Raw genomic sequence first — 19,581 nt, forward strand, 5'->3', positions numbered from 1 at the left:
GATTAATTCGGTTGGGGCCAGCGACGGAAGATCAGCGAGGTGTTGACCCCGCCGAAAGCGAAATTGTTGTTCATTACGTATTCGTGGCTCATCTGCCGGAACTCGCCGCGCAGGTAGTCGAGCTTGCCGCAATGCGGATCGACCTCGTCGAGGTTGAGCGTGTGCACGTACAGGTCGCGGTTGAGCATCTCGATGCTGAACCACGATTCCAGCGCCCCGCAGGCGCCGAGTGTGTGGCCCAGGAAGCTCTTTTGCGAGCTGATCGGCATGCGCTCGCCGAACAGGGCACTGGTGGCCAGGGTTTCAGCGACATCGCCTTGTTCGGTGGCGGTGCCGTGGCCGTTGACATAGCCGATGACGTCCGGCGCAAGGCCTGCGTCTTCCAGTGCCAGTTCCATTGCCCGGCGCATGGTGACTTGTTCGGGGCGGGTGGTGTGCTGGCCGTCGGCGTTGCTGCCGAAACCGACGATTTCGGCGTGAATGTGCGCACCGCGTGCCAGGGCGTGCTCCAGCTCTTCGAGCACCAGCATGCCGCCGCCTTCACCGATGACCAGACCGTCGCGGCCCTTGTCGTACGGGCGTGGCGAGGTGTGCGGTGCATCGTTTTTCAGGCTGGTGGCGTACAGCGCGTCGAACACCATGGCCTCGGTCGGGCACAGCTCTTCGGCGCCACCGGCCAGCATCAGCGGCAGGCGCCCGAACTTGATTGCCTCGTAGGCGTAACCGATGCCCTGGCTGCCGCTGGTGCAGGCGCTGGAGGTCGGGATCAAACGGCCGGTGAGGCCGAAGAAGATGCTGATGTTCGCCGCCGTGGTGTGCGGCATCATCCGCACGTAGGAGTTGGCGTTGAGGCCTTCGGCCACCGAGTTGAGCAGCATGTTGCCGAACGCCTTGATCTCGTCGGTGCTGCCGGTGGACGAACCACAGGCCACGCCCATGCGCCCGTCCTTGATCGATTCGTCGCCGAGCAGGCCGGCATCGGCCAGCGCTTTTTCCGCCGCGCCGACGGCCAGCCGTGAAACCCGGCCCATGCTGCGCAGCTGTTTGCGGGTCCAGTGCGCCGGCACCTGGAAATCGTCGATGGGCCCAGCCAGGCGGGTGTTGAGCTCGCTGAAGCGATCCCACTCGTCCATCCGGCGGATGCCGCTGCGGTTGGCGGCGAAATTGCCGGCGATGGTGTCCCAGTCACTGCCCAGCGAAGTAATGCCGGCCATGCCGGTGACGACGACGCGCTTCATCAGCACAAGCCTCCGTTGACCGCCAGCACCTGGCGGGTGATGTACGACGCTTCCGCCGACATCAGGAAATTCACCGCACCGGCCACCTCTTCAGGTGTGCCCATGCGTTGCGCGGGGATCATTTTCATCAGCTCTTCCACCGGCACGTTTTCATCGAGCATCGCCGTGTCGATCAGGCCCGGCGCAACACAGTTGACCGTGATCTTGCGCTTGGCCAGTTCGATCGCCAAGGCCTTTGCCGCGCCGATCACGCCGGCCTTCGACGCGCTGTAATTGACCTGGCCACGGTTGCCGATCAGCCCCGAGACCGAGGTGATGCAGACGATGCGCCCGGCCGCGCGGCGACGGATCATCGGCATCATCACCGGGTGCAGGACGTTGTAGAAACCGTCGAGGTTGGTGCGCAACACCACGTCCCAGTCGTCGTCGCTCAGGGCCGGAAAGGCGCCGTCGCGGGTCAGGCCGGCATTGAGCACCACGCCGTAGTAGGCGCCGTGGGCTTCAACGTCGGCTTCGAGGATGGCTTTGCAGGTTTCGCGGTCAGCCACGTCGAATTGCAGGATGCGCGCTTGGCGGCCCAGGGCCTGGATTTCAGCCTGTACCGCCTGCGCGTCGCTCACGCCGCTGCGGCAGTGCAGGACGATATCGTGACCGGCGCTGGCCAGACGCAGGGCGATGGCGCGGCCGATGCCACGGCTGGAGCCGGTGACCAGGATGGATTCAGTCATGGTTCGACTCCCTTGGATTGTTCCAGATAGTCCGCCGCCTGCGGCGGGCGGAACACGTTCAGCCGGGCGCTGGCCTCGATGCCGGGTGCGTTGATATGGCATTCGAACACACCCATGCCGTTGTCGTCTTCCAGCGAGCGCAAGCCATGGATGGTCAGTTCGCTGCCGACCGGGAAAGCCGCGACGTTGCATTCGAACTTGCGTGTGCCGAGCAGAAAGCCCAGCTCCACCGGGTTGCCTTTCTGCCGCGCATGGCAGCCGGCGAATGCGGCGACGCTTTGCGCCATCAACTCGACGCCGACCCACGCCGGCAGGCTGCCGTCGGGCAGACTGAACAGGCCGCCGGGCCGGACGGTGAGGGTGGTGTGGATCTGTTCGTCGTCAAAGCTCAGGATCCGGTCGATCAGGATCATGTCGCCTGCGTGGGGCAGCAGTTCGGCGAGCGGCCAGTCGGTCATGGAGCGTCTCCGATAATCAGGCTGACGTTATTGCCACCGAAGGCAAATGAGTTGCTCATCAGGTAGCGGGGTGCAATGGACGCCAGGCGTTCGCTTGCGGTCACCCACTTGAGCGCTGGCAGGTCGGGATCTGGCTGGCCGTCCCAGACGTGCGGTGGCAAGGCGTGGTCAGGGTTGTCGGCACTCAGGCTCAACCAGCAGAACGCCGCTTCCAGTGCGCCGGCGGCGCCGAGGGTGTGGCCGGTCATCGGTTTGGTCGAGGAACACGCCACGCCTTCGGCAAACAGAGCGGCGACGGCCAGGCTTTCCATGGCGTCGTTGTGCTGGGTCGCGGTGCCGTGCAGGTTCAGGTAGCTGATGTCGCCGGCTTGCAGATGGGCTTGGTCGAGCGCCTTCTGCATCGATTGCAGGGCGCCACGGCCGGTCGGTTCCGGCGCGGAAATATGGTGCGCGTCGGAGCTGGCGCCAGCGCCGAGCAGGGCGATGCCCGGCCCTGTGCCGCGCGCTTTGCTCATCACGAACAGCACCGCCGCTTCGCCGATGTTGATGCCGTTGCGGTTGGCGGAAAACGGATTGCAGCGCTGGTCCGACACCGCTTCCAGGGCACTGAAACCGTTGAGGGTCAGTTTGCACAGGCTGTCGACCCCGCCGCACAGCACGACGTCGCACAGACCCAGATCGAGCAGGCGCCGGGCGCTCATCAGCGCGCGTGCGCTGGAGGTGCAGGCAGTGGAGATCACATAGGTCGGGCCGCTCAGTTGCAGCCAGTCGGCGAGGAAATTCGCCGGGGCGCCGAGTTCCTGTTGCCGGTAGTCGTAATCGGCCGGGAACTGTCGGTCGTGAATGTAGTGCGCCATGCCACGACTGGCCTCGTCGATGCCGGAAGTGCTGGTGCCGAGCACCACGCCGATGCGGTCGCGGCCGTAAGTCTGGATCGCCTGTTCGATGTCATCGTGAATCTGCAACGCGGCTTCCAGCAACAGTTGATTGTTGCGGCTGCGCTGGTCGGCCAGCGCCTCGGGAATGGGCGCCAGATCGCCATGCACAGCGGCCACCGGCAGCTCGCGCTCCGGCACCCAGCCGGACTCGCGGCGCATGCCCGAGCAGTCGCCGGCAAACAGGTTGCGTGCCACGGTTTGCTTGTCGCGTCCCAGGGCGCAGATCACGCCGAGGGCATTGAGGTAGGCGGTCATGACGTCGGTTCACCGAGTGGCGTTACGCGATAGTGCGGGCCTTGTGGCAGGTTCAATTCGAAGCTCAAGGGTTGGGTGTAGTGGATGTCCCAGCGCGCCGGCAGGGAACGTTGGCCGCCCCGTTGCTGCGCGTCAGGGTAGTTGCGCGCCAGCTCGCCCGAGGGGGTCAGGGCGAACAGCAGCGCGGCGAACAGCTCCCGCGCTTCCGGGTTGGGCGGCAGCAGGCCGTCGGCCTGCCAGTGCCCGTCGATCAACTGCTGACGGGCCTGGGGAATGCCCAGCGGATCCATCATCGACCAGCGGATGCCGGATCCTTCGCGCTGGATCACCAGCAACCAGTCTTGCTGCTGCCCGGCCAGGTAACGCTCGATATGCAATTGCAGCGGCAGCGGCAGGCTCGGGTTGCCGGCCGGCAGCGGCGCCTGACTGGCGCAGGCACCGAGCAGGAGGACGCAGGCGAGCAACAGAACACGCAACATCAGACAGCCTCGTTCAAGGGTTTGCGGGCCACCACGTTGACCAGGGTTTCTTCCCGCTGGCCAAAGGGCTTGGGCTGGCGCAGACCGAAACGTTCAAGCAGACCGAAATCCTTGGACCGGCTCCACCACAGATACGGGTACGAAACGTTCTGTTCGCCGAACTCAAAACCCTGCTGGCGAATCATCTCCAGGTACTGTGCCGCACTCTTTTGCACGTGCATCGGATGCCGGAACAGCCAGCGAATCACCCACGTATCAATGTAAGCCTCGGTGGACTCGGCGAACAGCAGATAACCGCCCGGCTTGAGCACCCGATAGAACTCGGCGAGGGCTTTTTCCTGCTCCACCAGATGATGGAAGGTCTGGTGACAGAACAACAGGTCGACGCTGGCATCGGGAACATTGAGTGTCGCGCAGTCGCTGCCGATCAGCTCGACGGCGAAGCCCTGGCGCGCCGCTTCTTCAGCGCTCAATTCCAGGCTGTGCGGGTCGGCATCGACGCCGATCAGGCGCTGGGGCGCGAAGGTCTGGCGCAGGTGGCCGAACGACTTGCCCTGGCCGCAGCCGGCATCCAGCAGCACTGGATTGGCCGGTAACGATTCGCTGAACAGCCCGCGCAGATCATTGATCGCCACGCGCAGCACATGGTGCTGCCAGGTGTGGCTGCGCAGGAACCAGAAGCCGAAGCGGGTTTCCTCGACGTAGCTGTCGCTCAAGTAATTCATGTGTCGTCCCTTGCACAGAGTTCGGAGATGGTCTTCAGCCGACGGCGCGCTTCACTGACGAACGGGTTGCGTTCGTCCCAGGCGTAACCGGCGAGGATCGAGCAGATCATGCGGCGGATTTCCGGCGAGCCTTGCTCGTGGAAAATCACGTCCTGAAAGGTGCCGGCGTACCAGCCTTCGACGTAGCAGCGGAAGGTGTCGACCCCGCGTTTCAGTGGCTCGGCAAACTCCCGTTGCCAGTCCACCGGTTCGCCCTGCAACTGTCGATGCAGCACAGCGGCGGCCATGCTCGCCGAACGCATGGCAATGGTCACGCCCGAGGAGAACACTGGATCGAGAAATTCCGCGGCGTTGCCCAACAGCGCAAAGCCCGGGCCATGCAGGGTTTTGACGTTGGCCGCATACCCGCCGAGCGTGCGCGCCGGGGTATCCCACACGGCGTTGTTCAGCACCTTGGCCAGGCTCGGGGTTTCGGCGATGAACCCGCGCAGGCAGGCATCGAGGTCGGTATTGCGGCCTGCAAAATGTTCGGCAGCCGCTACCACACCCACCGAGCAGCGACCGTTGCTGAACGGGATCGACCAGAACCAGATGTCGCGGTGCTGCGGGTGAGTGGTGATAAGGATCTTTTCCCGGTCGAAACCGGGGTGATCGATGTGGTCTTCAACGTGGGTGAAGACGGCCTGGCGCACCGGGAAATTCGACGGTGCTTCCAGGTCAAGCAGACGCGACAGCACGCGACCGTAGCCGCTGGCATCGAGGACAAAATCGGCTTCGACGCGGTACTCGCTGCCGTCTTCGCGGCGTACATCCAGCAGCGGTCGCGGGCGCTCGAAATCGACGCTGACAATCGCGTCGCCATAGCGGATTTCCGCGCCCTGCAATGCCGCCTGATCGGCCAGCAACTTGTCGAAGTCGGCGCGTTGCACCTGCAAGGTCGTGGGCTTGCCGGTGGTGAAGGTGTCAGCAAAATCGAAGGCGCTGTAGCGCTCGCCCCAAGCGAAGGCCGCACCGTTCTTGCGTTGGAAACCGGCGGCATTCACCGCCTCGAGCATGCCGGCCTCTTCGACGAAATCCAGGCAATGGCAGAGCAGGCTTTCACCGATGGAGAACCTCGGAAAGTGCTGGCGCTCGATCACCAGCACGTCGTGTCCCTTGCGCTTGAGCAGTGCGGCGGCGATGGCGCCGGAGGGGCCGGCGCCGATGATCACGACCTGACGGGATTCCATTTCAACGATTGGCACGCGAGCTCCTGGGGACGGCAATAGGGTTCAGTGACGCCCGGTGCAGGCCGATGAAGGCCGGCAGCAGCGTCGCGATCAGACCCATCAGCATCAGCGCAAAGTACAGCGCAGGGCTGATGAGCTGTTGTTGCAACAGCAGGTTGAGAAAGACGATTTCGCTCAAGCCGCGAATGTTCAGCAGCACGCTTTCGCGCCAGCGACTGGCGCCTGCGAATGAAGCGCCGGCCCAGCCGAGGCCGAGCCAGTTGCCCACGATTTTGCTGGCGACCGGCAACAGCAGCAGCGCTGCCCATTGCATGGCGCCGAGGCTGGCGAGGGCGCTGTGCACGTCGATCTGGACGATGCCGAAAGTCAGGATCAGCGGAATTGCGATCCAGGTCTGCAAGCGGTTCATCCAGTGCGCCGGCAGCGGCAACACCAGTGGCACCTTGAGCGCGGCCATGCACAGCAGGTAACCGATGCCGAAAATCAGTGCGTTGAGTTTGTAGTGTTCGGCCAGCACCAACAGGGCAAAGAAACCGAGGCTGTAGGTCAATGGCCGGCGTAGGCCGAACACCCGCAGCAGCAACGGCACGCAGGCCAGCCCCAGCGGCAGCAACAGACTGCTCAGGTGCAGGCTGCCCTGAGCTAGGCCGAAGAGGGTCCAGCAGGTCAGGTCGATCAGAATCGCGGTCTGCACCAGACGCCGGGTGGCGGCGGGCGGATAGTCGATGTGGCGCAGGTACAGGTACAACACCGGGATCGCGGTGATGGCGAACACCAGACCGATCGCCAGCGAGTTGATCCACGGTTGCGTCGGCAACAGCCAGTATGCCGTCGCCAGGCCGCAGGCGAACGGCACAGCGAAACTCGGCAGGGCGATTTTCACGCTCTGACGGTCCAGGCGCAGGTCGATCACGTCGCTGAGGATGTGCCCCAGCAGCAGGGCGAAACTCAGGCTGTAGAGATTTTTCAGCCAGCCCGGCGCGATCAGTTCGGCGCCGTTGAGTTGCCAGCCCGGTGCGATCCAGAAGTACATCAGCAGCGGCAGGCCGAAGCTTGCCAGCAGCAATTGACTCACGATCGGGATCAGCCCGAAATGCCGGCCGACCCGGGTGGCGACGAAGAACAGCGCCAGGGCCATCAGCCAGAACATCACCACCATCATGCTGAAGGCTCCGTGACGGCAGCCGCGTGGGCCTGACGCCCGGCCCACGGCGCAAGCATGAAGCTGAAGGCCAGCCCGAGACTTACCGACAGGCCGAAGTTGCTCACCGCCGGTGTGCTCGACACCGCCAAGAGGCCGAACGACAGCCAGGTGGTGACCGCCGCGAGCAAGGTGCCAAGCAGGCTGACGGCCGCGCCGCCGACCTGCTCGCGCATGAGGATCGCGTAGTCGACGCTGATCGCCGTCACCAGCAGCAGGCCGAACAGGCTGAACAGGGTCAGCGGCTGACCGAGCCAGCCCAGGCTGGCGAGGCTGCACAGCGCAGCGAGCAGCGGTAGAGCAACGATCCGCAGCGCGCCACCGAGACCGAACGGCAGCATCAGCACCAGCACGATCAACACGCAGGACGCGAGTTTCAGTTCAGCGGCGCTGATCTGGGTCTGGGCGAACACCTTGTTCAGATCACCGAGCCGGTCCACCAGCATCACGCCCGGCAGGTCCAGCGCCTGCACCCGCAGCAGCGACGGGTTGTTCAGGCCTTGCAGGCTGACCATCGCCGCCACGCCGTCCTCGGTCGGCCCCAGCCACAGCGTGCGGTACGGCTCGCCGAGCGGGCCGGCCAGCGCCGTATCGATGTCTTCGGCGGGCAGGGCCTGCAACTGTTGCAGTTCGGTTTGCAGCGCCGCCAGCGGCACGCCGACCTCCAGCAACGGCTGCCAGACTTGCGGTAACTTGCTCAGCGCTTCACGCACCTGTTGCTGCTGTGCCGGCGGGCTGACCAGTTGATTGAGCGCCAGATAACCTTGCAGTTTGTCGAGGTTGACCAGTTGATCCAGGCGCTCGCTCAGGGCCGCTTGCCGTTCCAGCAATTGCTGCTGATCGGCGGCGCGCACCAGGAAGAACTGGCTGGTCGGCTGATAGCCGGTAATCCGCGCGATGGTCTGCGCTTCATCGGTCAGGCGTTGCGGCGCACCGACCCACTGGCGAATGTCGTTCTTGCTCTCCAGTTGCAGCAGGCCGCCGACGCAGAAGGCGATCAGCAGGGCCAGCAGCACCGGCGTCTTGATGTGTTCGAGCAGGTTTTCCCGCAGGCGCAGCAGACGCTCGGCCAGTTGCAACGGCCATTGTGCCGGGCGCAGCTCGACGTTTTTCAGCAGCGCCGGCAACAGGCACACCGCCGACAGGTAGGCACCGAGCAAACCGGCGGCGGAGAACACGGCGATCTGCGTCAGTGCCGGGAACGGTGTCCAGGCCAGCGCCAGGTAGCCGACGGCGCTGGTGATCAGGCTCAGCGTCAGCCCGGACAGGGTCAGACGCAACGCCGGCCAACTGTGCCACGGCTTGAGGCTCCAGCTCTTGGACAGGTAGTGCAGCGGGTAATCCACCGCCACCCCGATCAGGCTGGAACCGAGCACCAGGGTCATCACGTGCATGTGCCCGAACAGCGCGACACAGGCCACCGCGCCGAACAACATGCCCACCAGCACCGGAATGAACGCCAACAGCACCCGCCAGCGGCGGAAGGCGAGCAGCAACAGCAACAGGATGCCGATGGTGGCGCCGCCGCCGACCCAGGTCATTTCCCGGGTCGCCTGCTGCTGACCGTTGGCGGCGTACAGCAGACCGCTGGCGGCCAGCAATTGCACGTCGGCGCGAGCCGCTTGCTCACGGCTGTGTTGCAGCAGGGCGGCGACTTGCAGCGGTTGATTCATGTCGAAGGCGCTGCCGGTGGTGCGTGCGCGCAGCAGCACCCAGCTTTTGCCGTCGGCGTCGGCGATCAACGCGCCGCTGCCGATGTCCAGTTGTACCGCGCCATGTTGCGGCTGGCTGTTCTGGATGCGTCCGGTCAGGCCCAGCCAGTCGTCCTGACTCGGCACCAGACTGAAGCCGGTGAACGGATCGAACAGTGCCTGCACCCGTTGCTGGATGAAAGCGTCGGGATGTTCGGTCAGCAGTTGCCGGTCATCCGCCGAAAGCATCGCCAGCCGCCCTTGCAGCAATTGCGTGCGCAGGGCCGGCAGGTCGGCTTGCAGGTTCCACTGGACCTTTTCGAACAGCCCGCTGGCCTGCCATTGCTCGCCCAGGGTCTGGGCCATGGCGACGGCTTGCTGGCGATCGGCGTGGCCGACCAGCACCAGCATGTCGCGGTTGAGCGGTTCCTGCATGCGTTGTTCGGCGCGCAGTTCGAGGGCGTCCGGGTGGGTGCCGGGCACCAGTTCCATCAGGTTGGCCGACAGCGGCGCACCGTCGCGCCACTGCCAGGCGCCCAGTGCGACGACCGCCAGCAGCAGGATCAGGAACAGCCAGGGCAGCCTGCGTTCACTCGGCAAAGTCATGTTGCTCCGCGTCGCTCAGAGGTTGGTCGGCGGTGCTGTCCTGCATGCGCAATACGGTGCTGTCGCCCTGGGTTTCCAGCAGTTCGATGGTGTTCACCAGCGTGCCGCCGCTGATGTTGATCTGATTGAAGACCTGCTTGAGCAGCACCGAGCGCGGGGTCAGGGTCAATTGCCATTGCTGCGCATCGCCGCTCAGGGCCAGTTCGAAATCCCGTTGCAGACCGCTGCTGTCGCCTTGCAGTACGGCGAGGAACAAGCGGTTCTGTTCGGCGCCGGCGCTCTTGCCGGGCAACAGTTGCCAACCGCTGACGTCACGACGGGCAATGCCCTTGGCGCTGATCCGGTAATCCTGTTGCAGCGGGGTTTTCAGCAGCCACAGCAAACCGTGGTTTCTGGCGAGGACAAAACTGCCCTTGCTGATCAGCGGCTGGGGCAGGGCGCGCAGGTGTTTTTCCTGGATGAACCGGCCGTGGATCACGTCCGGCTTCGCCAGTTGCTCGCTCAACTGTTGCAGGTCGAAGGCATTGGCCAGTGACGACAGCGTCAGCAGCGCCAGGGCCCCAAGGGATTTCAACCACACATTCATCGCAGCATCCTTTCCACGGCATCGGTGAAGACTTTCGGTGAGGCCAGTTGCATCTCGCGGCTGCTGACTTCGACGGCGACCTGCACCGAACTGGCGCGGGTCAGGCGTTCGCCGGTCTGGGCGTCAGTGATCAGGTAGTTAATCTTCAGGCGGTTTTCCCACTCCACCAGACTGGCGCGCACGTTCAACCGTTGACCGAACACCGCGCCGCGCACGTAGCGCAGTTGCAGGTCGATCACCGGCCAGGCGTAGCCCGAGTCGACCATCTGGTTGTAGTTGTGGCCGATCTTGTCGAGCAATGCGCAACGCGCCACTTCCAGGTATTTCACGTAATGGCCGTGCCAGACGACGTGCATGGTGTCCACGTCAAAGAACGGCACGAGGATTTCCGTATCGGCGTGAAGCACTCCGGCACTACGCATGCAGCCTCCAGTGTTGTTCGGCGATGCGTTGCAGGCACAGGCGCAGTTCGCCTTCCAGGGCGCGGTCTTCGATGACCGGCGGGAAGTCCTCGGCCAGTTGTTCATGCATGGCGGCCAGCGATGGCGGCAGCGGACGGGCGTCTGCATCGCGGCCGCGCAGCCACACGCCCTGATTGGCCGCCAGCAGCGCGGCGGCGGCGACCTGTTCGGTCAGCTCCAGCACGCGAATGGCGTCGCGGGCGGCGATGGTGCCCATGCTCACCTTGTCCTGGTTGTGGCACTCGGTGGAGCGCGAGAACACACTGGCCGGCATGGTGTTTTTCAACGCTTCGGCAGTCCAGGCGCTGGCGCCGATCTGCACAGCCTTGAAACCGTGGTTGAGCATCGCCCGGTCGGCGCTGGCGCCGGACAGGTTGCTCGGCAAACCGTGGTTGTAACGCTGGTCCACCAGCAGCGCGAGTTGTCGGTCGAGCAGGTCGGCGACGTTGGCCACGAGGTTTTTCAGGCTGTCCATGGCGAACGCGATGTGTCCGCCGTAGAAATGCCCGCCGTGCAGCACGCGCTCGGCTTCGGCGTCGATGATCGGGTTGTCGTTGGCGCTATTGAGTTCGGTCTCGATGAACGAGCGCAGCCAGTTCAGGCTGTCGGCCAGCACGCCGAGCACATGCGGTGCGCAGCGCAGCGAGTAGCGATCCTGCAAACGGTGCAGCGGCGCGGTCGGCGCGTCGATCGCCAGATCCTTGCGCAGCCACGCGGCAACCTGCATCTGCCCCGGATGCGGCTTGGCGGCGAACAGGCGCTCGTCGAAGTGCTCTGGATTGCCTTGCAGCGCCACCACGTTCAGCGCGGTGATGCGGGTGGCCAGTTGCAGCAGGTAATCGGCGCGGGCATAAGCCAGGCACGCCAGGCCGGTCATCACGGCGGTGCCGTTCATCAGTGCCAGCGCTTCTTTCGGGCGCAACACCAAAGGCGTCCAGCCCAGTTCGCGGTGCACGTCGGCAGCCTGGCGACGCTCGCCACGGAACATCACTTCACGCTCGCCGGACAGGGTCGCGGCGACGTAGGACAACGGCGTCAGATCGCCACTGGCGCCCACCGAACCTTCTTCGGGGATCAGCGGCAAAATGTCGTGTTCAAGGAAGGCATGCAGACGTTCGAGCAGTTCGATGCGCACCCCGGATACACCGTGGCACAACGACTGCAAACGCGCCGCCAGCACCGCGCGGGTGGCCTGGGCGTCGAGCAGCTTGCCGAGTCCGCAACCGTGGAACGTGTAGAGATGACGCGGCAGCGCCTCGACGTGATGCAGCGGCACCGCGACCACGCAAGAGTCGCCGTAACCGGTGGTCACGCCGTAGATCACGCCTTCCTTGTCCAGCAGCGAATCGAGGAACCGTGCGCCCTTGGCGATGCGTTCGCGATACGGTGCGTCGCTCTGCAACTGCACAGGCGCCTGACGGTTGGCCAGGGCCAGCACGTCTTCGATGCGCAAAGGGCGTTCGCCGAAGGTGACCGGCTCAGGAGTTGGCGTTGTCATCGGTTTTCCAGAATGGGTAAAAGTTGAACCATTGGCACGGTGCTTCGAGGCAATAGTGACTCAGGCGTTGCGCATAGCGGGTGGCCCACTGATGAATGACCTGTTCGCGCTCGCGGCGTGACCACACCACGGCATCGGCGAACGGTTCCAGCGTCAGGCGATAGTGGCCGTCGGGCTGTTTCAGGCACATCAGCAGATTGACCGGGCATTTCAGCAGGCCGGCCAGCAGCCACGGCCCTTGCGGGAACGGCGCCGGGTGACCGAGAAAGTCCACGGTCACGCTGCGCCCGCCATGCAGCGGCACGCGGTCGCCGGCAATGGCCAGCCACTCGCCGCGCTCCAGCCGTTCGTGCAGTTGCAGCATGATCACCGGGTCCAGCTCGCTGACCTGAATCAGCCGCAGGTTGGTCGCCCCGGCTTCGCCCAGCAGGCGATTGAATTGCTCGGCGTGCTTGGTGTGCACCAGCACGTTCATCGTGACTTTCTCGCCCAGCTCCGCCAGCGCCCGGCACACCTCGAGGTTGCCCAGATGCGCGCCCACCAGCAGTTGCCCGCGACTGCCGCGCAACTGGTTGCGCAACAGCGCCGGGTCGATGATTTCGATCTGCTCGATCTTCAGCTTGCCGTTCCACACGTCGAGCTTGTCGAGCAGCGAATCGGCGAATGCCATGAACTGACGGAACACCCGCCACCGGGTCGGGCGCAATTCGTGGCGACCGCTCCAGTCGGCCAGGCGCTGCTGATACTGCCAGGCACTGCGCCGGGCAGTGCGGCCGAACAGGAAAAAGTACAGAACGATGCCGTACAGCAACGGGCTCAGCAGGCGTCGGCCAAGGACCTTGGCGGCGAACGCGGTGAATTTCATCAGCAGGAAACTGCCGCGTTCTTCGCGGTCGGCCCAGTGCTTTTTGTCGGTCTCGACGCTCATGGGCGCCACCGTCGCCAGAGGATCGCGGGCAGGCGCAGCAACATGCCGAAGAACAGGCGCGTGTGCATGCTCGAGATCAGTACGTTGTCGTGGAACAGGCGAAAGTGCGACACGCCGTCCAGCGGGTAATGCACGCTGGTCTGCAGCCAGCGCATCGGCTGATTACGCCAGGCCAGGCGCACCAGAATGTCCGAGTCGAAATCCATGCGCTTGCCGATCCGCGCCGAGTCGATCACGCCCAGCGTCGGTTCCAGCGGATACACCCGAAAGCCACACATCGAGTCGCGGATCTGCAGCGACAGGGTGTTGATCCACACCATCACGTGGGTCAGATAACGCGCATACAGACGACCTTTCGGCACGCTGGCGTCGTACAGCGGATAGCCGCAGATCAGCGACCTGGGGTGAGCGCGAGATTCTTCGATGAAGCGCGCGACATCTTGCAAGTCGTGCTGACCGTCGGCGTCGACCTGCAGGGCATGGCTGAAGCCCAGTCGCGCCGCTTCACGCAGGCCGGTCATCACCGCGCCGCCTTTGCCCTGGTTGGCGGTGAGACGCACCAGATAAACCCGCTCACGCTCGGCCAGCACGTCCAGCACTGCCGCACAGGATTTGCTGCTGGCATCGTCCACCAGAATGCACGGCAGATCCTCGGCGAGCAGGGCGGCGACCACCGTGCCGATGGCGGTTTCGTGGTTGTAGACCGGGATCACGGCGCAAGGGTTATGCATCGCCAGCCCCCAGCAGAATCCGCCCGCTGGAGCAGGTGGCGGTGTCGTTGCGGTAGGCGAAATACAACTTGCCGCGTTCCGGGTCGAAGCGCAGGTGCAACTGGATTTCATCGCCGGGGCGCACCAGTTGCTGGAATTTCAGCACTTCCATGCCGGCGAACGCGCCGGGCAGGTTCAGCAGTTGCCGACCCAGGTTCAGCGCCCATTCGACTTGCACTACACCGGGGAGCACCGGTGCCTTGGGAAAGTGCCCGCTGAAGTACGCGAGGTCCGGCGGGACGCTCAACTGCAGGTTCCATTCGCCCTCGGTTCCGGCCTGCTCCAGAATCTCCGGCACCTTTGGCCGTGGTGCCAGCAGCAAGGCTTCGACGTCGGCCTGAGGCAACTTGCCCTGCGAGTTCAGCGGCAACTGTCGCAGCAGGCGCCAGCGGCGGGGCAGGGCCAGGGCTTCGCAATGGTCGCCGAGATGACGGCGCAGGGTTTCGGTCAGGCTACGGCGACCGTGTTCGCGCAGGGCAAACAGGCCCGATTCGCTGAGCACCAGCAGGGCACCGAGGGACGCGCGGTTTTCCTGCACCACGCCCAGACGCGCTTCGGCAACCCAGTCGTGGGCCATCAGCGCCTGTTCAAGCATCGGCAGGGAAATACGTTTTTCTTCGAGTTTGACGATCCGGTCGAGCCGCCCGAGCAACTCAAAGCGGCCATCGGCCTGAATGCGCGCCGCATCGGCGGTGTGTTCGACATGGCCGCCGGGCAGATAAGGCGAAGCGATCAGCAAGGCACCGTCACTGTCCTGGCTCAACTCGACCCCGGCAAACGGCTGCCACAACGATTCGCCCTGACGCCAGGCGATGCCACCGGTTTCCGAGCTGCCGAGGATTTCCGTCGGCCACTGTCCCAGGCGTTGATTCAGGCTGCGCGCGGCGTCTGCGGGCAGTGCGCCACCGGAGGAAAACACCCGGCGCACGGCGCTCAGCGCCGGCCAGTCGAGGTTGTCGCCCATGCGCTTGAGCAGCGCCGGGCTGGCGACCCAGGCGAAGGCCGGGTGCTCTCGGCTGGCCCGTTGCAGGTCTTCCGGAAAAGCCAGTTGCTTGCGCAGGAACGGCCGCCCGGCGCACAGCGGCCACAGCACGCGGAACAGCAAACCGTAGATGTGCTGGGTGGCGACGCTGCCGAGGATGCAGGCTTCGCCGAGATCCGCACCCCACAATTGCTCAAGCGCTTCGACTTCGTTGGCCAGTTGTCGCAGGGATTTGTCGATGCGCTTGGGCTCGCCACTGGAGCCGGAGGTGCACAGGCTCAGGCGGCACTGGTCGAGATCCAGTTCGGCAGCGGGCAGGGCCGGTTGCTGCAGATCGCTCAGGCGAGCGTCATCGGGCTGATCGGTCAGCCACAGATCGACGTCGTTCGACCAGCGCTGACGGGTCTGCGCTTGCAGATCCGAGGGCAGCAGCACGCTGACGCCGACGCGCCAGGCACCGAGCAGCGCGATAGCCAGATCGGCGGCATCTTCCAGATGCACCGCCAGGCGCTGCACGCCCTTGGCTTGCAGACCGGCGGCCAGGCCCAGGGCCTGTTCGCGCAGTTGTGCGTGATCGAGTGCCGGTGCGCTTGTTACAGCACGCGCCGGCAGGGCCTTGAGCAACAGCTGCTCAAGTTTTATCCAGTTCATGGGCGACCTCTTACCCGTTGTCGTATCAGCCATTCAATGGCAAACATCAGGCCGATCAATCCGTAGGAGATCAGGCCGGTGTACAACATCCACCAGTTCAGCGGCGCCCAGAGTGTCAGCAGGGCGGCGCACAAACCGTTGCAAAAGAAAAACACGCTCCAGGCCACGGTGACCCGGCGCGTGTAACGAATCGCCTTGAGCGGCAGTTGCGGTTCCCGCAGGCGAGCCAGACGCTCGACCATCGGCGGGCCGTATTTCAGGCTCAGGCTGAACAGCACGAGCATGAAGCCGCTGATCAGCACCGGGTACCAACGCAACAGCAGAGGGCTGTCGAACACCGCCAGCAGCAGGCAGAACACGATCGCCACAACGGCCATCCACAGGCTGCCGGGCTTGCGTTCGCCGGTCAGCGCGCGGGCCAGCCACAGGCCGCCCAGCAGCAGACCGAACTGCCATGGCGCGAAATGCTCCATGCCGAAATACACCGCGAAGGGATACAGCAGGCCCGCCAGCAGCAGGCCGAGGCCGATCAGTCGGCTCATGCGGCCGGTTGAACCAGACGGTAGACCGCCTCGACCACGTCGCTGACGGTGCGCACCGACTTGAATTCCTCGGCGGCGATTTTCTTGCCGGTCTGGCGCTTGATGTGATCGATCAGGTCGACCGCGTCGATGCTGTCGATTTCCAGATCCTGATACAGGTTGGATTCCAGGCTCACGCGGGCCGGGTCCAGTTCGAACAGCTCGACCAGGGCATCGCGCAGGGTGTTGAAAATGTCGTCACGAGTTTGCATGGTCCGGTCTCAAGCTGCCTGTTTTGCCGTGACGAACGCCGCAAGGCTCGCCACGTTGGTGAAATGGTTGCGGGTGTCCTTGGCGTCGGCGTCGATCTTGATGCCGTACTTTTTCTGGATCGCCAGGCCGAGCTCCAGGGCGTCGACGGAATCCAGGCCCAGGCCTTCGCCGAACAGCGTCTGGTCGTCGCCGATGTCCTCTGCGCTGATGTCTTCGAGGCCCAGGGCGTCGATGATCAGCTCTTTGATGTCACGGTTTAGATCGCTCATCTTCGGCGAGCTCCTTGATAAAGAATTGGTGCAAATAGTCGTTGAGCTTGCGCGAAGCCTGGGGCGCGGGGCCCTGCGCGGCAAACGTCTGTGGGTCTATATCGGCCCCGACGTGAAAACTGAAGTGCACGCGGCGACTGGGAATGCGATACCAGGGCTCGGCCTTGGTCAGGGTGGTCGGACTGACCTTGATCACCACCGGGGTAATGATTTTCGCACCGCGCAGCGCGATGGCCGCCGCGCCCCGATGAAAGGCCGGTGCCTGACCCGGTTGAGTGCGGGTGCCTTCGGGGAAAATGATCAGGGTCTGCCCGCTCTGCAACGCGCCGGCGGCAGCATCGAGCATGTCCATGCTGCCATCGTTGCTGATGTATTCGGTGCTGCGCAGCGGGCCGCGGGTGAAGGGGTTTTCCCACAGGCTTTTCTTCACCACGCAATTGGCCCCGCGCACCAGACCGATCAGGAACACCACGTCAATCAGCGAGGGATGGTTGGCGATGATCATCTGCCCCGGACGGCCGAGTCGTTCGGCGCCCTGAATGTCGTAGGTCAGCACGCCGGTACGGGCCATGAACCGGACGAAAAACCAGAACAGCCGACTGACGGTCTGGCGTGCCCGTTCGCGATGCGCAATGGCGTCGCCCGGCAGGCAACCGAGCAATGGAAATACCAGCAGGCGCAGGCACAGGCCACCGAGCCCGAACAGGGCGAAGCTGGTGGCAGTGGCCAGCAGGCGCCAGTAATAGCCGTCGCGGTTTTTTCCGATCACGGGTTGCGTTGCCAGGTCCATAGACGATTTTTCCAGGCATGTTGGCAATGGGATTGCTGATCGAGCAGGGTTCGCAGCAGATTCAGTGCGTGGGGCCACTGCGTTTTTGACCGTGCTTGCGGGGCGCTGTTCAGCGTCAGCCGCCAGTCGGTACCGGGGGTGAGCAGCAGCCCGACTGCATAGGGAAACGGAACGTCGTCGATCCATGTTGAATAGGCTTCGGGCGGTTGTTCCTCGGTGATCACCAGCAGCACCGCCGGGGCGCCTTCGTTCAGCAATGCCGCCGCTTCAAGCATGCCGTGTTCGAGGCCGTCACCAGCGGCGGCGAGTGCGGTCATTTCGCTGGTTTCGCCACGCATGATCGACCACAGGCCGATGATCGCGTTATGCACCGACAGGCTGAACTGGGTCGGCGACAGCGGCTGTTCGTTGGCCAGATCGCTGAGAATTTCAAAGGTGCGCGGGGTTTCGCCATGTCGGGAGACGAACACCAGCGGCAGATTTTCCCGACCGTCGGCCAGCGGCCAGCCGACACTGAACGCCATCCGCGCCAGACGACTGAGACGACGGCGCTGCATGGCCGGCAGAAACGACACGTCGGGTGCGGCATCGCTGCCTTCAAGCACGACCGGCTGTCGGCTCCAGGCTTGCCAGGCTTGCACACTGTCGAGCCCGGGAGCCCAGGCCCGCCATTGGGCGATGTTGAAGTTGATCACGGACATTTATCCCGCCCCTGCGGCTGATTTGACGCGGTTTCGCCAACGTCGCCGCTGAGCTGATTTAGCCGGAAATGGCATGGCGCGTGGCGCCGGGTGGCGCGCATTATCCCGGTGCGACGAGTGTGTAGCAAATGCTGGTTACACTTTGCGCAGTGAAATGGACCGAATGGTACGCAGCAAGAAACTGTCACTTGGCCATTATCCAGATTGGCAGGCGTCTGTCTGTCGGGCAGATCGGCGATCAACGGGGGGCTTTACGCCGTATTCATTGGGATATTGGCGTCTGACGCTGTAGTCCGTGTCCATCGAGGTAGCGAACCGGCACCGGGCACCACTACACTCGGTCATTCTTTGATACACGGAGGTTTTGTCATGCGGCGCGTGGTGTTCAATCAGAAAGGTGGCGTGGGCAAATCCAGCATTGCCTGCAATCTGGCAGCGGTGAGCGCCAGCGAGGGTTATCGCACGCTGTTGGTCGACCTCGATGCCCAGGCCAATTCCACTCAGTATCTGACCGGGCTCACGGGTGACGACATTCCGATGGGCATTGCCGACTTCTTCAAGCAGACCCTGTCTTCAGGGCCGTTCTCGAAAAAGAATCAGGCGGATATCTACGAAACGCCGTTCGACAACCTGCACATCATTACCGCCACCGCCGAACTGGCCGACTTGCAGCCCAAGCTCGAGGCCAAACACAAGATCAACAAGCTGCGAAAACTGCTCGACGAGCTGTCGGAAGATTACGACCGGATTTATCTGGATACGCCGCCGGCGCTGAATTTCTATGCGGTCTCTGCACTGATTGCCGCCGATCGGGTACTGATTCCCTTCGACTGCGACAGCTTTTCGCGTCAGGCCCTCTATGGTCTGATCGCCGAGATCGACGAGTTGAAGGAAGACCACAACGAGGGCCTGGAAGTCGAAGGCATTGTGGTCAACCAGTTCCAGGCCCGGGCCAGCCTGCCGCAGCAGATCCTCGACGAACTGATCGCCGAGGGCCTGCCGGTGCTGCCGGTCTACCTCGCCAGTTCAGTGCGCATGCGCGAATCCCATCAGGCCAATACGCCGCTGATCCACCTCGATCCACGGCACAAGCTGACGCAGCAGTTCGTCGAACTGCACAACCTGCTCGAAGACGCCTGAACCCCGTCAGATGCCCTGGCTGCGCAGCCAGGCCATCAACTGTGGCAACGGGAAGGCCCCGCTCTGACGGGCCACTTCCCGGCCGTTGCGAAACAGAATCAGGCTCGGAATCGAACGAATCCCCAACTGCGCCGACAACGGCTGGTTGGCCTCGCTGTCCAGCTTGGCCAGCCGGCACTTGCCCGCCAGTTGCGCGGCCGCCTGCTCGAACACCGGCGCAAACGACTTGCACGGCCCGCACCAATCCGCCCACACGTCCACCAGCAACGGCAGATCGCCCTTGATCTGACTGGCGTAATCGCCTTGTTTGAGTTCGAACGGCTTGTTCAACAGCACCTCGGACTTGCAGCGCCCGCACTTCGGGTGGTCGTTGAGGCGCTCGGCGGGGATGCGGTTGAGGCCGTTGCAGGAGGGGCAGGGGATGAGGAGGGGGTCGGTCATGATCGGGATCCAGTGGAGAGCT

At 64.0% G+C, this 19,581-nt stretch carries 22 protein-coding genes; 1 reads left to right on the plus strand and 21 read right to left on the minus strand.

The window, feature by feature from the left end; genetic code table 11:
• Positions 1-2 precede the first annotated feature (2 nt).
• From ACKJSM_RS05660 to ACKJSM_RS05755, 20 genes are read right to left on the minus strand one after another with little or no spacing between them, the layout of a single operon-like run.
• Complete coding sequence (locus ACKJSM_RS05660) at positions 3-1,238, minus strand: beta-ketoacyl-ACP synthase (protein WP_085611127.1); 1,236 nt, start codon at positions 1,236-1,238, stop codon at positions 3-5.
• Positions 1,238-1,966, minus strand: a complete 729-nt coding sequence (locus ACKJSM_RS05665) for a 3-ketoacyl-ACP reductase FabG2 (RefSeq protein WP_410236879.1) — start codon at positions 1,964-1,966, stop codon at positions 1,238-1,240. Before ACKJSM_RS05665 ends, ACKJSM_RS05660 begins: the two co-directional genes overlap by 1 nt.
• Complete coding sequence (locus ACKJSM_RS05670; protein WP_410236881.1) at positions 1,963-2,424, minus strand: hotdog family protein; 462 nt, start codon at positions 2,422-2,424, stop codon at positions 1,963-1,965. The genes ACKJSM_RS05665 and ACKJSM_RS05670 overlap by 4 nt, the downstream gene beginning before the upstream one ends.
• Positions 2,421-3,617 (minus strand): beta-ketoacyl-[acyl-carrier-protein] synthase family protein, encoded by a 1,197-nt coding sequence (locus ACKJSM_RS05675; protein WP_410236883.1) that lies wholly within the window; start codon positions 3,615-3,617, stop codon positions 2,421-2,423. The genes ACKJSM_RS05670 and ACKJSM_RS05675 overlap by 4 nt, the downstream gene beginning before the upstream one ends.
• Entirely contained in the window at positions 3,614-4,096 is a 483-nt protein-coding gene (locus ACKJSM_RS05680) for a hypothetical protein (RefSeq protein WP_236181124.1), read from the minus strand. The genes ACKJSM_RS05675 and ACKJSM_RS05680 overlap by 4 nt, the downstream gene beginning before the upstream one ends.
• Entirely contained in the window at positions 4,096-4,821 is a 726-nt protein-coding gene (locus ACKJSM_RS05685; RefSeq protein ID WP_410236884.1) for a class I SAM-dependent methyltransferase, read from the minus strand. Before ACKJSM_RS05685 ends, ACKJSM_RS05680 begins: the two co-directional genes overlap by 1 nt.
• On the minus strand, positions 4,818-6,065 hold the full coding sequence (locus ACKJSM_RS05690) for an NAD(P)/FAD-dependent oxidoreductase (protein WP_410236885.1): 1,248 nt from the start codon (positions 6,063-6,065) through the stop codon (positions 4,818-4,820). Before ACKJSM_RS05690 ends, ACKJSM_RS05685 begins: the two co-directional genes overlap by 4 nt.
• Complete coding sequence (locus ACKJSM_RS05695; RefSeq protein ID WP_410236886.1) at positions 6,052-7,212, minus strand: sodium:proton antiporter; 1,161 nt, start codon at positions 7,210-7,212, stop codon at positions 6,052-6,054. The genes ACKJSM_RS05690 and ACKJSM_RS05695 overlap by 14 nt, the downstream gene beginning before the upstream one ends.
• Positions 7,209-9,548: an MMPL family transporter gene (locus ACKJSM_RS05700; RefSeq protein ID WP_410236887.1), complete on the minus strand. Its 2,340-nt coding sequence runs from the start codon at positions 9,546-9,548 to the stop codon at positions 7,209-7,211. The genes ACKJSM_RS05695 and ACKJSM_RS05700 overlap by 4 nt, the downstream gene beginning before the upstream one ends.
• Positions 9,532-10,134: an outer membrane lipoprotein carrier protein LolA gene (locus tag ACKJSM_RS05705; protein WP_410236888.1), complete on the minus strand. Its 603-nt coding sequence runs from the start codon at positions 10,132-10,134 to the stop codon at positions 9,532-9,534. The genes ACKJSM_RS05700 and ACKJSM_RS05705 overlap by 17 nt, the downstream gene beginning before the upstream one ends.
• Positions 10,131-10,556 carry an acyl-CoA thioesterase gene (locus ACKJSM_RS05710; protein WP_085648031.1) on the minus strand — a complete coding sequence of 142 codons (426 nt, stop codon included), beginning with the start codon at positions 10,554-10,556 and terminating at the stop codon, positions 10,131-10,133. Before ACKJSM_RS05710 ends, ACKJSM_RS05705 begins: the two co-directional genes overlap by 4 nt.
• Entirely contained in the window at positions 10,549-12,093 is a 1,545-nt protein-coding gene (gene hutH, locus ACKJSM_RS05715) for a histidine ammonia-lyase (protein ID WP_410236890.1), read from the minus strand. Before hutH ends, ACKJSM_RS05710 begins: the two co-directional genes overlap by 8 nt.
• Entirely contained in the window at positions 12,074-13,021 is a 948-nt protein-coding gene (locus tag ACKJSM_RS05720) for a glycosyl transferase (RefSeq protein ID WP_236181131.1), read from the minus strand. Before ACKJSM_RS05720 ends, hutH begins: the two co-directional genes overlap by 20 nt.
• On the minus strand, positions 13,018-13,752 hold the full coding sequence (locus ACKJSM_RS05725) for a glycosyltransferase family 2 protein (RefSeq protein ID WP_410236891.1): 735 nt from the start codon (positions 13,750-13,752) through the stop codon (positions 13,018-13,020). The genes ACKJSM_RS05720 and ACKJSM_RS05725 overlap by 4 nt, the downstream gene beginning before the upstream one ends.
• A complete protein-coding gene (locus ACKJSM_RS05730) occupies positions 13,745-15,424 on the minus strand; it encodes an AMP-binding protein (protein WP_410236892.1) in 1,680 nt (559 codons plus the stop codon). The genes ACKJSM_RS05725 and ACKJSM_RS05730 overlap by 8 nt, the downstream gene beginning before the upstream one ends.
• Complete coding sequence (locus ACKJSM_RS05735; protein WP_236181134.1) at positions 15,421-15,966, minus strand: hypothetical protein; 546 nt, start codon at positions 15,964-15,966, stop codon at positions 15,421-15,423. Before ACKJSM_RS05735 ends, ACKJSM_RS05730 begins: the two co-directional genes overlap by 4 nt.
• Entirely contained in the window at positions 15,963-16,217 is a 255-nt protein-coding gene (locus ACKJSM_RS05740) for an acyl carrier protein (RefSeq protein ID WP_007947135.1), read from the minus strand. Before ACKJSM_RS05740 ends, ACKJSM_RS05735 begins: the two co-directional genes overlap by 4 nt.
• Positions 16,218-16,226: 9 nt before the next feature.
• Positions 16,227-16,487 (minus strand): phosphopantetheine-binding protein, encoded by a 261-nt coding sequence (locus tag ACKJSM_RS05745; protein WP_085701087.1) that lies wholly within the window; start codon positions 16,485-16,487, stop codon positions 16,227-16,229.
• On the minus strand, positions 16,468-17,277 hold the full coding sequence (locus ACKJSM_RS05750) for a lysophospholipid acyltransferase family protein (protein ID WP_236181135.1): 810 nt from the start codon (positions 17,275-17,277) through the stop codon (positions 16,468-16,470). Before ACKJSM_RS05750 ends, ACKJSM_RS05745 begins: the two co-directional genes overlap by 20 nt.
• Positions 17,253-17,978, minus strand: a complete 726-nt coding sequence (locus tag ACKJSM_RS05755; RefSeq protein ID WP_236181136.1) for a beta-ketoacyl synthase chain length factor — start codon at positions 17,976-17,978, stop codon at positions 17,253-17,255. The genes ACKJSM_RS05750 and ACKJSM_RS05755 overlap by 25 nt, the downstream gene beginning before the upstream one ends.
• Positions 17,979-18,347: 369 nt before the next feature.
• Here ACKJSM_RS05755 and ACKJSM_RS05760 point away from each other — a divergent pair, with 369 nt between their 5' ends.
• Positions 18,348-19,118 (plus strand): ParA family protein, encoded by a 771-nt coding sequence (locus tag ACKJSM_RS05760; protein WP_007952339.1) that lies wholly within the window; start codon positions 18,348-18,350, stop codon positions 19,116-19,118.
• 6 nt (positions 19,119-19,124) lie between these two features.
• Here ACKJSM_RS05760 and trxC read toward each other — a convergent pair whose 3' ends face one another.
• Complete coding sequence (gene trxC, locus ACKJSM_RS05765; protein ID WP_236181138.1) at positions 19,125-19,559, minus strand: thioredoxin TrxC; 435 nt, start codon at positions 19,557-19,559, stop codon at positions 19,125-19,127.
• Positions 19,560-19,581: the final 22 nt, after the last annotated feature.

Source organism: Pseudomonas sp. PHC1 (assembly GCF_046487845.1).
Lineage (GTDB): Bacteria > Pseudomonadota > Gammaproteobacteria > Pseudomonadales > Pseudomonadaceae > Aquipseudomonas > Aquipseudomonas sputi.

What these genes read in the sequence shown, in the direction of transcription:
- ACKJSM_RS05660 (WP_085611127.1), bottom strand. Translation starts at nt 1,238, where the DNA reads ATGAAGCGCGTCGTCGTCACCGGCATGGCCGGCATTACTTCGCTGGGC.
- ACKJSM_RS05665 (WP_410236879.1), bottom strand. Translation starts at nt 1,966, where the DNA reads ATGACTGAATCCATCCTGGTCACCGGCTCCAGCCGTGGCATCGGCCGC.
- ACKJSM_RS05670 (WP_410236881.1), bottom strand. Translation starts at nt 2,424, where the DNA reads ATGACCGACTGGCCGCTCGCCGAACTGCTGCCCCACGCAGGCGACATG.
- ACKJSM_RS05675 (WP_410236883.1), bottom strand. Translation starts at nt 3,617, where the DNA reads ATGACCGCCTACCTCAATGCCCTCGGCGTGATCTGCGCCCTGGGACGC.
- ACKJSM_RS05680 (WP_236181124.1), bottom strand. Translation starts at nt 4,096, where the DNA reads ATGTTGCGTGTTCTGTTGCTCGCCTGCGTCCTCCTGCTCGGTGCCTGC.
- ACKJSM_RS05685 (WP_410236884.1), bottom strand. Translation starts at nt 4,821, where the DNA reads ATGAATTACTTGAGCGACAGCTACGTCGAGGAAACCCGCTTCGGCTTC.
- ACKJSM_RS05695 (WP_410236886.1), bottom strand. Translation starts at nt 7,212, where the DNA reads ATGATGGTGGTGATGTTCTGGCTGATGGCCCTGGCGCTGTTCTTCGTC.
- ACKJSM_RS05700 (WP_410236887.1), bottom strand. Translation starts at nt 9,548, where the DNA reads ATGACTTTGCCGAGTGAACGCAGGCTGCCCTGGCTGTTCCTGATCCTG.
- ACKJSM_RS05705 (WP_410236888.1), bottom strand. Translation starts at nt 10,134, where the DNA reads ATGAATGTGTGGTTGAAATCCCTTGGGGCCCTGGCGCTGCTGACGCTG.
- ACKJSM_RS05710 (WP_085648031.1), bottom strand. Translation starts at nt 10,556, where the DNA reads ATGCGTAGTGCCGGAGTGCTTCACGCCGATACGGAAATCCTCGTGCCG.
- hutH (WP_410236890.1), bottom strand. Translation starts at nt 12,093, where the DNA reads ATGACAACGCCAACTCCTGAGCCGGTCACCTTCGGCGAACGCCCTTTG.
- ACKJSM_RS05720 (WP_236181131.1), bottom strand. Translation starts at nt 13,021, where the DNA reads ATGAGCGTCGAGACCGACAAAAAGCACTGGGCCGACCGCGAAGAACGC.
- ACKJSM_RS05725 (WP_410236891.1), bottom strand. Translation starts at nt 13,752, where the DNA reads ATGCATAACCCTTGCGCCGTGATCCCGGTCTACAACCACGAAACCGCC.
- ACKJSM_RS05730 (WP_410236892.1), bottom strand. Translation starts at nt 15,424, where the DNA reads ATGAACTGGATAAAACTTGAGCAGCTGTTGCTCAAGGCCCTGCCGGCG.
- ACKJSM_RS05735 (WP_236181134.1), bottom strand. Translation starts at nt 15,966, where the DNA reads ATGAGCCGACTGATCGGCCTCGGCCTGCTGCTGGCGGGCCTGCTGTAT.
- ACKJSM_RS05740 (WP_007947135.1), bottom strand. Translation starts at nt 16,217, where the DNA reads ATGCAAACTCGTGACGACATTTTCAACACCCTGCGCGATGCCCTGGTC.
- ACKJSM_RS05745 (WP_085701087.1), bottom strand. Translation starts at nt 16,487, where the DNA reads ATGAGCGATCTAAACCGTGACATCAAAGAGCTGATCATCGACGCCCTG.
- ACKJSM_RS05750 (WP_236181135.1), bottom strand. Translation starts at nt 17,277, where the DNA reads ATGGACCTGGCAACGCAACCCGTGATCGGAAAAAACCGCGACGGCTAT.
- ACKJSM_RS05755 (WP_236181136.1), bottom strand. Translation starts at nt 17,978, where the DNA reads ATGTCCGTGATCAACTTCAACATCGCCCAATGGCGGGCCTGGGCTCCC.
- ACKJSM_RS05760 (WP_007952339.1), top strand. Translation starts at nt 18,348, where the DNA reads ATGCGGCGCGTGGTGTTCAATCAGAAAGGTGGCGTGGGCAAATCCAGC.
- trxC (WP_236181138.1), bottom strand. Translation starts at nt 19,559, where the DNA reads ATGACCGACCCCCTCCTCATCCCCTGCCCCTCCTGCAACGGCCTCAAC.